The organism is Paraburkholderia caffeinilytica (assembly GCF_046030355.1).
GTDB lineage: Bacteria > Pseudomonadota > Gammaproteobacteria > Burkholderiales > Burkholderiaceae > Paraburkholderia > Paraburkholderia caffeinilytica_B.
The window spans coordinates 274,202-286,783 of record NZ_JAQQCQ010000004.1; the positions used below are offsets into that span (position 1 = coordinate 274,202).

9 protein-coding genes and 1 tRNA gene are annotated in these 12,582 nt (G+C 61.1%); 2 read left to right on the top strand and 8 right to left on the bottom strand.

Annotated elements, in window-relative coordinates:
- Positions 1-90: 90 nt before the first annotated feature.
- Together PQQ95_RS08235 and gltX are read right to left on the bottom strand one after the other, a co-directional pair.
- A tRNA-Ala gene (locus PQQ95_RS08235) sits at positions 91-166 on the bottom strand.
- Between the two features lie 122 nt (positions 167-288).
- Complete coding sequence (gene gltX / locus PQQ95_RS08240; RefSeq protein ID WP_408436724.1) at positions 289-1,698, bottom strand: glutamate--tRNA ligase; 1,410 nt, start codon at positions 1,696-1,698, stop codon at positions 289-291.
- Between the two features lie 394 nt (positions 1,699-2,092).
- Between gltX and PQQ95_RS08245 the strand changes: the two genes are divergently transcribed.
- A complete protein-coding gene (locus tag PQQ95_RS08245; protein ID WP_408436993.1) occupies positions 2,093-3,064 on the top strand; it encodes a patatin-like phospholipase family protein in 972 nt (323 codons plus the stop codon).
- 188 nt (positions 3,065-3,252) lie between these two features.
- Here the strand turns inward: PQQ95_RS08245 and PQQ95_RS08250 are convergent, their stop codons facing one another.
- The 6 genes from PQQ95_RS08250 to PQQ95_RS08275 form a co-directional block, all read right to left on the bottom strand.
- Positions 3,253-3,918 (bottom strand): C40 family peptidase, encoded by a 666-nt coding sequence (locus PQQ95_RS08250; protein WP_408436726.1) that lies wholly within the window; start codon positions 3,916-3,918, stop codon positions 3,253-3,255.
- A gap of 137 nt (positions 3,919-4,055) precedes the next feature.
- On the bottom strand, positions 4,056-5,681 hold the full coding sequence (locus PQQ95_RS08255) for an ABC transporter ATP-binding protein (protein ID WP_408436994.1): 1,626 nt from the start codon (positions 5,679-5,681) through the stop codon (positions 4,056-4,058).
- A gap of 5 nt (positions 5,682-5,686) precedes the next feature.
- A complete protein-coding gene (locus PQQ95_RS08260) occupies positions 5,687-6,793 on the bottom strand; it encodes an ABC transporter permease (RefSeq protein ID WP_408436727.1) in 1,107 nt (368 codons plus the stop codon).
- Positions 6,793-7,830: a microcin C ABC transporter permease YejB gene (locus tag PQQ95_RS08265; RefSeq protein ID WP_408436729.1), complete on the bottom strand. Its 1,038-nt coding sequence runs from the start codon at positions 7,828-7,830 to the stop codon at positions 6,793-6,795. The genes PQQ95_RS08260 and PQQ95_RS08265 overlap by 1 nt, the downstream gene beginning before the upstream one ends.
- A 42-nt stretch (positions 7,831-7,872) precedes the next feature.
- Positions 7,873-9,837, bottom strand: a complete 1,965-nt coding sequence (locus PQQ95_RS08270; RefSeq protein WP_408436730.1) for an extracellular solute-binding protein — start codon at positions 9,835-9,837, stop codon at positions 7,873-7,875.
- A gap of 220 nt (positions 9,838-10,057) precedes the next feature.
- Complete coding sequence (locus PQQ95_RS08275) at positions 10,058-10,405, bottom strand: hypothetical protein (RefSeq protein WP_408436732.1); 348 nt, start codon at positions 10,403-10,405, stop codon at positions 10,058-10,060.
- A gap of 888 nt (positions 10,406-11,293) precedes the next feature.
- Here PQQ95_RS08275 and PQQ95_RS08280 point away from each other — a divergent pair.
- Positions 11,294-12,580, top strand: a complete 1,287-nt coding sequence (locus PQQ95_RS08280) for an MFS transporter (RefSeq protein ID WP_408436733.1) — start codon at positions 11,294-11,296, stop codon at positions 12,578-12,580.
- Positions 12,581-12,582 lie beyond the last annotated feature (2 nt).

The window sequence follows — 12,582 nt, forward strand, 5'->3', positions numbered from 1 at the left end:
AAAGACCGATATTCTAACTACGTTACCGCTGTTTGTGAAGTCTTTTTTGCTACAAGCTCCAGACTTCGGAACCACTTCACTCTGCTCTGATGGTGGAGGTAAGCGGGATCGAACCGCTGACCTCTTGCATGCCATGCAAGCGCTCTCCCAGCTGAGCTATACCCCCCTTGCAGAACAGAAACGAGATTTTAGAGGCCAATCTGCGCTTTGTAAATACCCTTTGAGCAATTGCATGCGACTTTTTTCGCAAGTCGCATGCAAACCCGCTCAATGCAGAGGCGAACGCGCTCAAGCCAACGCTTTTTCGATACGGCTGACGACGACATCGCGACCAAACAGCATCAACACGCTGTCGATCGACGGCGTATGCGTGGTGCCGGCCACCAGCAGACGAACCGGCATGGCCAGTTGCGGCATCTTCAGCTTGTGCGCGCCGAGCGTTGCCTTCAATGCCGCAGCGATCGCTTCCTTGGTCCACTCCACCGTTTTCAGCGAAGCCGCCAGATCGGCAAGCGCCGGCCGCACAACATCCGTGACGTGCTGCGCGAGCGCCTCAGCTTCAGGTGCGGGTACGCGATAGAACATCGCCGCGTTCCCGGCGATTTCCCTCACCGTCGACGCACGATCCTTCAGCAAGCCCACCACCGACGTCAGATCGGCGCCCTGCGCAATCGCGGCTTCGTCAATGCCCAGTTCAGCGAAGAACGGCTTGGCGAGTGCCGCAAGGCGCGCGTTGTCCGCTTCCTTGATGTAGTGCGCGTTGAGCCAGTTCAGCTTGTCGTGGTCGTACTGAGCCGGCGACTTGCCCAGATGCTCCAGATCGAACCATTCGACGAACTGCTCCCGTGTGAAGATTTCCGCGTCGCCATGCGACCAGCCCAGACGCGCCAGATAGTTGACCACCGCTTCCGGCAAAAAACCGGCGTCGCGATAACCCATCACGCTCATTGCGCCGTGGCGCTTGCTCATCTTCTCGCCCTGCTCGTTCAGCACGGTCGGCAAGTGCGCGTAGACCGGCGGCTCGGCGCCGAGCGCACGCAGAATGTTGATCTGACGCGGCGTATTGTTCACGTGGTCGTCGCCGCGAATTACGTGCGTGATGCGCATGTCCAGATCGTCGACCACCACGCAGAAGTTATACATCGGCGTGCCGTCCGGGCGCGCGACCACGAGGTCGTCGAGCTCTTCGTTCGAGATCTCGATGCGGCCTTTCACCGCGTCGTCCCATGCCACGACACCCGTCAACGGATTACGGAAGCGCAGCACCGGTTGCACGCCCGCCGGCGGCTCCGGCAAGACCTTGCCGGGTTCCGGGCGCCACGTGCCGTCATAGCGCGGCTTTTCACCGGCTGCGCGCTGACGCTCGCGCAACGCATCGAGTTCTTCCGTCGACATGTAGCACGGATACACGAGGCCGGCATCCCGCATCTGCTCGAGCACTTCGCGATAACGGTCCATGTTCTGCATCTGGTAGAACGGGCCTTCGTCGAAATCGAGGCCCAGCCATTCCATCCCTTCGAGAATGGCGTCTACCGCTTCGGTACTGGAACGCTCGACGTCGGTATCCTCGATCCGCAGCACGAAAGTCCCTTTCATCTTGCGCGCGAACGCCCACGGATAAAGCGCGGAGCGAATGTTGCCGAGGTGGATGAAGCCGGTGGGACTCGGTGCGAAACGGGTACGGACGGAGGTGGTCATTAGCGGTTACTCGGAAGACAGGCGCCGGCGCCGTGGCGAACATGGCCAGTGAAGCGCGGCAGCGGACCGCGCCCATGCAGCGGAAAGCGCCTTGCACGGACACGAAGGAAATAAATGCGAGAGCCGAATTATACCTTCCCAACAGGCGTTGCCAGCCCTCGTCCGAATGGCCAATGGCAGCGCACAAGGCCGCGCGGGAAGCGTGCGCCGAGGCATCCGAGGGCTTCCTCTGCAACGTTTCATTACGAGGCCGGCGCGGGTCCGAAGCTTTGATTTATGATGTGCGCGCGCTGCGGGTGGGGATAGAACCACAGTGCATGGAATCGCCGCCGGCGGCTCCATCCGTTTGACTATCCGCCTGATCGCGGCACAGGTTGCGCCGATCGCGCCACCCATGCCGTTGCTGGAGAACCCGTTGAAACCGTCATCCCCTCGCCTCGCCCGTCGCCACTTCTCATTGGCGGCCGCTTCCGCGGTGCTGGCCGCCTGCACCACGACCGGCGGCAGCAAGACCGATAACACGCCGGTTACCGCCACGCCTACCGCCAACACGCCGCCGCTCGACAAACCGCAGCGGCCAATCCGCGTCGGGCTCGCGCTGGGCGGCGGCGCCGCGCGCGGCTTCGCGCACATCGGCGTGATCAAGGCGCTGGAGGCGCGCAATATCCAGGTCGACCTCGTGGCCGGCACCAGCGCGGGTTCGGTAGTCGGTGCGCTGTACGCCTCGGGAATGAACGGCTTTGCACTGAACAAGCTCGCACTGACCATGGACGAAGCGTCGATCAGCGACTGGGCCATGCCGTTTCGCACGCGCGGTTTTCTGCAAGGCGTCGCGCTGCAGAATTACCTGAACACGACCCTGAACAACCGTCCGATCGAAAAGATGAGCAAGCCGCTCGGCGTGGTCGCCACCGATCTGAAAACCGGTCAGCCGATCCTGTTCCAGCGCGGCAACACCGGCGTTGCCGTGCGCGCATCGTGCAGCGTGCCGTCGATTTTCGAGCCGGTAAAGATCGGCGGCCACGAATATGTGGATGGCGGTCTGGTGAGCCCGGTGCCGGCTTCGTTTGCGCGCAAGATGGGCGCGGATTTCGTGATCGCCGTGGACATCTCTCAGCGCCCGGAAAGCGGCCTCACCGCCAGTTCATTCGACGTGCTGATGCAGACTTTCACGATCATGGGCCAGACGATCAAGGCCTATGAACTCGACAAATATGCCGACGTCGTGATCCGGCCCAATCTGGCCGCCATGAGCGGCAGCGATTTCTCGCAGCGCAATGCGGCGATTCTGGCCGGCGAGGAAGCGGTGGCGAAGATGATGCCTGAGTTGCAACGCAAGCTAGCCGCCAGCCGCGCCGCGGTGTAACCCCGCAGCAAGGCAGCGGCGGTTGCACCGACCGGCGCGCTACGGCTGTCGTCGCTCACCGAGCGGCGCCTTGGAAAACGGCACGGAAGATTCGCCGGCACATCGGCGAGCACTCAAACGCAAAAAGCCTGCTTCGAATGAAGCAGGCTTTTTTGTCGCACCCAAACCGCCGGTGCGAGTTGAATCAGTTACTGATTGCCGCCGATCGACGCATTCACGCGCTTGCGCAGATCTTCCCCTTCCTGATAGGAGGTCTCGATCCGGCGTGCACCCGTGAAGCGCTTTTCCCAATAACCGCTATCCAAGTCGTCGACGCGAATCGTGCTGCCCGTGGAAGGCGAATGCACAAACTTGTTGTCGCCGATATAGATGCCGACGTGCGAGAACGTGCGGCGCATCGTATTGAAGAACACCAGATCGCCCGGCTTCAGGTCGCTAACGCGAACCTTCTCGCCAACGCGGCTCATTTCCTCTGCACGGCGCGGCAGCGCCATGCCGAGCGTGTCCTGGAACACGTAGCGAACGAAGCCGCTGCAATCGAGCCCCGAATCGGGCGTATTACCACCCCAACGGTAGCGAACGCCGATCATGTTCAGCGCGCCGACCACCACGTCGCCCGCTTTGCCGGCCATACCGGAAAGGAACGATTTGGCGCCGCCGTCGCTATCAGGAGCGGCCGATTGCGTATTCAGGGAGGACAAAGAATTCGACCCGCTGGGGGTCGAATATGAGGCATTCTGATTAAAACTGCTTACTTCGTCGGCGAACGCGCCGGGAGCTGCTGCCATCAAGACGCCAATGAACATCCCGGCGACGACGCGCGTGCAAGCCTGGGTTAGGTTTCTGTGCTGCATTGGTCGGTATTTTTTGCCTAAAAATCAGTGGGCTACGGAAAAAAGTTTGGTCGATACTAGCCAGTAAGTATTCACGTGTCAAAACAAATAGAAAAATACAATCGAGACACGCACCCAATTGGTGAAAGAGTGCAAAATCAGTGGTCAAGCGCCGCTTTCAGCAGCTTTCGGGTGTAAGGGTGCGCCGGTGTCGCAAAAATCTGCTCAACGTCCCCGCTTTCGACGATTGAACCGTTTTGCATGACCGCGACACGGTGCGCCATCGCCCCGATCACCGCCAGATCGTGGCTGATGAAAACGAAGCCGAGGTTGTACTTCTGTTGCAACCCGGCGAGCAGTTTCAGCACCTGCTGCTGGATCGACACGTCGAGCGCGCTGGTCGGTTCGTCGAGGATCAGGATGCGCGGTTCCAGCACCAGCGCGCGCGCGATCGCAATCCGCTGACGCTGACCGCCGGAGAACTCATGCGGATATCGGTACAGCACCGTGCGGTCGAGACCGACTTCGCGCAGCACCGACATCACCTTGTCACGCCGCGCCTCCGGACTCAGGTTCGGCCGATGCAGCGCGAGCCCTTCGCCCACGATCCGTTCGATGGTCTGCCGTGGCGAAAGCGAACTGAACGGGTCCTGAAAGACAACTTGCATATTCGAGCGTAAGGCGGTCTGCTCAGCGCCGCGATAGCTGCCAAGCGCCCTGCCCTGAAACTCGATCTCGCCGTGCACCGTGCGTTGCAGACCGAGCAGCGCCATCGCGAGTGTCGATTTGCCCGAGCCCGACTCGCCGACGATCCCCAGCGTCTCGCCCTGGCGCACCGACACGTTCGCATCCGCAACCGCGCGGAAGTGTCCCGAGCGAAACCAGCCGCTCAAGCCCGGCAGCTTCGTTTTGAAGTCGACCGAGACATCGCGCGCTTCGAGGAGCACCGGCGAGATCGGCAGCACCGGGACCACGGTGCGCTGCGGCCGGCTCGCCAGCAGACGTTGCGTGTACGGATGCTGAGGCGACTCGAACACCTGCTCGACCGACCCGCTTTCCACGAGTACACCCTTCTCCATTACCGCGATGCGTTGCGCGAAATGGCGCACCAGATTCAGGTCGTGCGTGATCAGCAGCACAGCCATGCCGCGCTTCTCGGCTTCGTCGCGTTGCAGCTCCAGCAGAAGGTCGACGATCTGTGCGCGAATCGTCACGTCGAGCGCCGTCGTCGGTTCGTCGGCCAGCAACAGGCGTGGGCGGCACGCGAGCGCCATCGCGATCATCGCGCGCTGCCGCTGACCGCCCGAAAGCTGATGCGGATAACTGTTCACCCGCTTACCGGGCTCGGCGATGCCCGTGCGCCCCAGCAACGCCACGGCGCGCTTACGTGCTTCGTTCGCCGTGACGCCGTCGTGCACGACAATCGTCTCCGCAATCTGGTCGCCGACCGTATAGAGCGGATTGAGGGCCGTCATCGGCTCCTGGAAGATCATCGCGATGTCCGAGCCGCGCATGCCGCGCATCTCGCGTTCGCTTTTGGCGAGCAGGTCCTGGCCGTCGAAACGGATCGATCCGCTGATCTGCGCATCGCTCAACAGACGCAGGATCGACAGCGCGGTCACGCTCTTGCCCGAACCCGATTCGCCAACCAGCGCAACCCGCTCGCCGCGTTGAATCGCGAGCGTCACGTCGTTCACCGCGACTGTGTCGCCGAAGGTCACATGCAGATGATCGAGTTCGAGCAGCGGTGGCGTCATGGCCTGCTTTGCGTGGTTCTCCGTCATGGCGCTCACTGGTTGCCTCCCGCGCGCATGGCATCGGAGATGCGGGTGTCGAGCGCATTGCGCAGCGCGTCGCCCATGAACGTCAGCAGCAACAGCATCGCGACCAGCACGCCGAAAGTCGACAGCGAGATCCACCATGCGTCGAGATTCGCTTTGCCTTGCGCGAGCAGTTCACCGAGGCTCGGGGTCGGCGACGGCACGCCGAGACCGAGAAAGTCGAGACTGGTGAGCGCGAGAATCGCGCCGCTCATGCGAAACGGCAGGAATGTGATCACCGGCGTCAAACTGTTGGGCAATACGTGCCGCCACATGATCTGCCAGTTCGAGAGACCCATCGCCCGGGCCGCACGCACATAGTCCTGGTGACGGTTACGCAGAAACTCCGCGCGCACGTAGTCGGACAAGCCGATCCAGCCGAACAGCGACAGCAGCACGATCAGCAGAATGAACCCCGGCTCGAAGATCGACGAGAAAATGATCAACAGGTAAAGCTCCGGCATCGCACTCCAGATTTCTATCAGACGCTGCCCGATGATATCGGTACGTCCTCCGAAGTAACCTTGCACGGCGCCCGCGGCAATCCCGAGCACCGTGCCGATCAAGGTCAGCACCAGCGCGAATTCCACCGACACGCGAAAACCGTACAGGAGACGCGCGAAGAGATCGCGACCACGATCGTCAGTGCCGAACCAGTTATCGCGCGACGGCGGCGCCGGATTCGGCGCTTTCGAGAAATAATTCAGCGTGTCGTAGTAGTACCGGTTCGGCGGGTACACCGCGAAGTTGCCCGGTGTATCGAAACGATGCTTGATATACGGATCGAGATAATCGGCGGGGGTCGGGAAATCGCCGCCGAAGGTGGTCTCCGAATAGGTCTTGAACATCGGAAAATACAACTGCCCTTCGTAACGCACCACGAGCGGTTTGTCGTTCGACCACAGCGGCCCGGCGAGGCTCGCTGCAAACGCGACGACGAAGATGATCAGACTCCAGTAGCCCAGGCGCTGCTGGCGAAAACGCTGCCAGACGCGGCGCGCGGGCGTGGGCGACACGAACGCGCGAGCCGGTTCGGTACGCGCCGCCGCATCGGCTGAAAGACGGGCTCGATTCATCAGCGCTCCAGTTGTTCGAATTGGATGCGGGGATCGACCCACACATAGCAAAGATCGGAAATCAGCTTGGTCGCAAGACCGATGAGCGTGAACAGATACAGCGTGCCGAGCACGACCGGATAGTCGCGCCGCACCACCGATTCGTACGACAGCAAGCCGAGTCCGTCGAGCGAAAACAGCGTCTCGATCAGCAGACTGCCCGTGAAGAACGCACCGATGAAGGCCGCAGGAAAACCGACGATCAACGGGAGCAACGCATTACGAAACACGTGCTTCCACAGCACGCGCTTCTCGGACAACCCTTTGGCACGCGCGGTCAGCACGTATTGCTTGCGGATCTCGTCGAGAAAGGCGTTTTTCGTCAGCATTGTGACGACGGCGAAGCTGCCCACCACAGAGGCCGTAATCGGCAAGGTGATGTGCCACAGATAGTCGACGATCTTGCCGCCAAAACTCAATTGCGCCCAGTTGTCCGAGGTGAGATTGCGCAGCGGGAACAACTGCAGGAAACTGCCGCCGCCGAACAGCACTAGCAACAGCACGCCCAATACAAAGCCCGGAATCGCGTAACCGATCAGCACGACGAGGCTCGTCGCAATATCGAAGCGCGAGCCGTTGCGCACCGCTTTGGCTATACCCAAAGGCACCGATATCAGATACGTCAGAAAGAACGTCCACAAACCGATGCTGATCGACACCGGCAATTTCGAAACGATCAGCGACCACACGCTCTGGTGACGAAAATAGCTCTGGCCAAGATCGAATGTCGAGAAGCGTTTGAGCATCAGGACATAGCGTTCGAGCGGCGGTTTGTCGAAACCGTATAGCACCTTCAGTTGCGCGATCTGCTGCGCGTCGACACCGGTATGCGTGCGCAGGCCGAACGGCGCGCCATTCTCCGCGCCTTTGCGCAGTTCGTGCTGCATCTGCTCGACCGGGCCGCCCGGCACGAACTGGATCACGACGAAGGTCAGCGTCAGCACGCCGAGCAAGGTCGGGATCATCAACAGCAGGCGTTTGAGGATGTAGCTCCACATGGCGGCGTTTCCGGTGCGAAGGCGATGAATGAATAGACGCGTTCAGTGCGGCTGGGTTTGCGGCGATTGCGTCGGTTGCGGCTGTGCATACCACCACATCGAGGTGATCCAGCCTTCCGCGCCATAGTACAGAGGCAGCGTGGCGGGCCACGCGAGACCGCGCTTGAACGCCACCCGGTGCGAAGCGCTGTACCACTGCGGAATCACATAGTAGCCATGCATCAGCACGCGGTCGAGCGCGTGCGTCGCGTCGATCAGCTGCTCGCGTGTCTGCGCATGCACGAGCGCGTTCAGGATCGCGTCGACGGCGGCCGACTTCAATCCGATTACGTTGTCCGAGCCGTTGGTGTCTGCAGCCTTGCTGCCGAAACGATCGATCTGCTCCGAACCGGGCACCTGCACATCCGCCATACGGATCGTGGTCGTGTCGAAGTCGAATGCGTCGAGCCGCTTCTGATAGACCGCGAAGTCGGATACGCGAAAGGTCGCGGTGATGCCGAGCTTCTGCAGATTACGGATGAAGGTCGCGACAATCGGCTCGAACTGGGCGGACGAGCCGGAGTCGTCGAGAATCTCGAACTGGAACGGCTCGCCTTTGGCGTTACGCAATGCGCCGTCGCGATAGGTCCAACCCGCCTCCTGCAACAACGCGCGCGCCTGCAGCAGATTGGCGCGCAGCGAGCCTGGCGGATCGGTGTCGGGCTGCTTCGGCGGCAGACCGAACACAGCCGGATCGAGCCTGGCGCGCCATGGTTCGAGCAGCGCCAACTCGCCAGGCGTTGGCATTCCCTTCGCCTGCAATTCCGTATTGGCAAAGAAGCTGTCGATGCGCGTGTACTGATTGAAGAACAGTTGCCGGTTCAGCCACTGAAAGTCGAGCGCGAGATCGAGCGCCTTGCGCACCCGCACGTCCTGAAACAAGGGACGCCGTGTGTTGAGCACGAAGCCTTGCATGCCGGTGCCGTTATGTTGCGGAAATTCGCGCTTGATCAGTTCGCCGCTATCGAACTTCTTGCCGACGTCGCGCCGCACCCAGTTGCGCGCGACATACTCGACCAATGCGTCGTATTCGCCCGCCTTGAACGCCTCGAGCCGGGCGGTGTTATCCGAATACAGCTTGTAGACGATCCGGTCGAAATTGTTCATGCCGACCCGCACAGGCAACGTCGCCCCCCAATAATTCGGATCGCGCCGGTAAGCAATCGTGCGACCGTTCTCGTATTGATCGATCAGATAGGGGCCGCTGGCGATCGGCGTTTCGAACGCCAACTGGTCGAACGCGACGCGGCTGCCGTCCGGCTTCATCCCCCACTTGTGCGAGAACACCGGCATGCTGCCCGCGAGCAGCGGCAACTCGCGATTGCGTTGACGAAACTCGAAACGGATCGTATGCGGATCAACAACGACCGCTCGTGTGATCTCGCCGAAGATCGACGCGAACTGCGGCGCGGCCTGCGGACTTTTCAGCGTATCGAGCGAAAACTTGACGTCGTCCGCGGTAACCGGATCGCCGTTCGAAAACCGTGCGCGCGGGTTAATGTGGAAGGTGGTCGACAGGCCGTCCGGCGCGATATTGATGTCGTCGGCGAGCAGGCCGTAGGCGGAGGCCACTTCGTCGCTGCTGCCGACGGTCAGGCTCTCGAACATCAGGTCGACGCCCGGCGCGGCGTTACCGCGCAGCGTGAACGGATTGAATTTATCGAAGCTGGTGAGCCGGCTCGGATTGGCCAGCACCAGCGTGCCGCCCTTCGGCGCATCCGGGTTGACGTAGTCGAAGTGCTTGAAATCGGCGGGATACTTCGGCTCGCCGTATTGCGCGATCGCATAGACAGCGTGCGCATCGGGCGGCGCGAGCAAACCGGCCAGGAGAGACAGCCCGCACAGCGCGGCAGCGCACGCCGAACGGCGGATGCGCGGCACAACGGGTAAACCGACACGCGATAGCCTGTGAATCACGCTGCACCAAAGTGCATGAAGCGCTTGAACCCATCGCGAGCCAGTTGTCATAGGGGCCTTGTTGGTCAGTGGGCAATGTCGGTGTGAGAGAATTCTACCCAATAAACCCACGCAATCCGCACATCTCATCTACAAGACGTTGACGTGCGTGGCGCGCAGACCTCAACGCCTTCGACTCACCCTGCCGGTTTCGCGAGCGCAATAAAAAACCGCCCCTTTTCGGGGGCGGTTTTTCAGCTCGGCCGCTGGGCCGACTGTGACCTTTTGAGGCTTAGTGCCAGCCGCGATGATTGTCGTAGTGGTCACGGCCATAATCGTAGCGGCCCGGGGGATGGTGGCGATACCAGTCATCACGCGCCCAATAGCGGCGACCGTCCCAGTAACGGTCGCCGTGCCAGCCGATCACGATCGCCGGACCGCCGTAATACACAGGAGCCGGTTGGTAGACGACGGGCGGCGGCGGGGGCGGCGGCGGTGCGTAGACCGGAGCCGGCGCAACGTAGACCGGCGCGGGAATGCCGATGTTGACACCAACGCTAAGGCCGCCGGCCATTGCAGCACCCGACGCAGCCAACCCGAGAACCCCGATCAGAAGTGGAACAAGACGTGCGGACTTCATCGATCACCCTTTTGAAGATGTGTGTTGTTGGCCGAAATATAGCGCAAGGCAGCCGTCCGCGTATTTCAACTTTGTAATAACTGATGCACAACATCGCGTCCGGGGCCGCCTCGTTACGTCTCGTTACATTGGACAAAGGTTTGGCGAAAAAGTAGTGGCGATGTAATCGAATCGCCTCGCCCTTAGTGGACCATCTTGGGGCGAGCCACCCATCGGTCACCGCCCTCGCCGCTGAGGGACGCCGCTTGCCTTCGCGCCAGGCAATCTGGTCAGCGGCCTTCGATCAGCCTTGTGACCGTGGTGCTGCCGACACACCCAGATCAGTAGGATATCGAAACATTCTCACGGCACGTAACGAGCCTGACCGGACGCTGAAACCTGGCCGCTCCGTACGCCCTTATCCTCCCATACGTTTGCGTTGCCATCCCCGTAGGCGACGCACATCGGATCGAAAGGTGGCGCGGAATTGCAAATGCGCCGCTTATCGTCCAGCCACCTCGCCATCTAGCCTCCTCGATCGCCCCGATGCTCGGCCACGCTCACTCGCACAGAGTGCTACCTATGTCTCCGCACACCTGTTACCCACGCCTCCAGCCCATACAAACTCGCACAAACCATCAAAACGAACATTTGATGTTCGAAAGAACATTTTTATCATTTTCAGAAGTAGACGGTCGTCCGACCTCATCGTTTATGAAAAATTGTCAAAAAGGCCGTATTTTGTAGATATTTCAAGAAATTCAATCACTTAAATCATGGTTTTCCCTGGTGAAAGAGCGTCATTCAAGTGATACGATGACTGACACTTAACGCCGAAAAATGTTCGAATTCGCGCATGCCTGCGGTCTAGCGGACAGTCAACGGACACATAGGGTACGGAGACAGCTTTTGAAAACAATCATTGGTTTGCGCTGGTGGATCATCGCGCTCGTATGTGCCGGGACGATCGTCAACTATCTGTCGCGCAACGCCCTCGGCGTGATGGCGCCTCAGTTGACGCAACTGCTGCACATGAGCACGAAGCAGTACTCGTACGTAGTCGGCGCATTTCAGGTCGGCTACACGATCATGCAGCCGGTATGCGGTCTGATCATCGACCTGATCGGCCTGAGGCTCGGCTTCGCGCTGTTCGCCTGCCTTTGGTCGCTGACAGGCGTACTGCACGGTTTCGCGACTGGCTGGCTTTCGCTGGCGGCTTTGCGCGGACTCATGGGATTGACGGAAGCCGTCGCCATTCCGGCGGGCATGAAGGTAGTCGCCGAATGGTTTCCCAATCGGGAGAAATCCGTCGCGGTGGGCTACTTCAATGCGGGCACCTCGCTCGGTTCGCTGCTCGCCCCGCCGCTCGTCGTATTCCTGTCGCTGAGGTATGGCTGGCAAAGCGCGTTTGCGGTAACTGGCGCGCTCGGCTTCGTGTGGGCCGCTGCCTGGTATGCGCTGTATCGCTCGCCCGCCGATCACGCGCGTATCAGCGCGACTGAGCGCGAAACGATCGTCAGCGGACAAACGCCGGGCGCGCCGCAACGGCGCAGCATCCGCGAAGTCCTCCGTACGCGCCGTTTCTGGGCGATCGCACAAGCGCGCTTCTTCGCGGAACCGGCGTGGCAAACGTTCAGCTTCTGGATTCCCCTTTACCTCGCGACGCAACGTCACATGGATCTGAAGCAGATCGCGCTGTTCGCGTGGCTGCCGTTTCTTGCCGCCGACCTCGGCGGTCTCTTCGGCGGCTACCTGTCGCCGTTCCTGATGAAGCATTTGCGCATGCCGCTGATCGGGTCGCGTATCGCGGGTGTGGTCCTCGGCGCCTTCATGATGCTCGGACCGGCATGCATCGGCCTCGTCGCCTCTCCGTATCAGGCGATCGCGCTCTTCTGCGTGGGCGGCTTCGCGCATCAAATGATCTCGGCACTCGTCAATACGCTGGCAGCCGACGTGTTCGATCCCGGCGAAGTCGGCACCGTCGCCGGATTTGCGGGCATGTCCGCGTGGATCGGCGGCCTGGGCTTTTCGCTGCTGGTCGGCGCGCTGGCCGATTCGATCGGCTACACGCCCCTATTCGGCGCCCTCGGCGCGTTCGATCTCATCGGCGCCACGCTGCTGATCATTCTGATGCGCGGCGTCAAACGCGACGTGCGCCCCCATCAAGTCGACAACAACGCCAGCACTGCTGCGTGACC

Bases quoted from the DNA above. Each gene is read 5' to 3' on its own strand.
- PQQ95_RS08275 (WP_408436732.1), bottom strand. From the start codon at position 10,405: ATGAAGTCCGCACGTCTTGTTCCACTTCTGATCGGGGTTCTCGGGTTG.
- PQQ95_RS08250 (WP_408436726.1), bottom strand. From the start codon at position 3,918: ATGCAGCACAGAAACCTAACCCAGGCTTGCACGCGCGTCGTCGCCGGG.
- PQQ95_RS08260 (WP_408436727.1), bottom strand. From the start codon at position 6,793: ATGAATCGAGCCCGTCTTTCAGCCGATGCGGCGGCGCGTACCGAACCG.
- PQQ95_RS08255 (WP_408436994.1), bottom strand. From the start codon at position 5,681: ATGACGGAGAACCACGCAAAGCAGGCCATGACGCCACCGCTGCTCGAA.
- PQQ95_RS08245 (WP_408436993.1), top strand. From the start codon at position 2,093: ATGCCGTTGCTGGAGAACCCGTTGAAACCGTCATCCCCTCGCCTCGCC.
- PQQ95_RS08270 (WP_408436730.1), bottom strand. From the start codon at position 9,837: ATGACAACTGGCTCGCGATGGGTTCAAGCGCTTCATGCACTTTGGTGC.
- gltX (WP_408436724.1), bottom strand. From the start codon at position 1,698: ATGACCACCTCCGTCCGTACCCGTTTCGCACCGAGTCCCACCGGCTTC.
- PQQ95_RS08265 (WP_408436729.1), bottom strand. From the start codon at position 7,830: ATGTGGAGCTACATCCTCAAACGCCTGCTGTTGATGATCCCGACCTTG.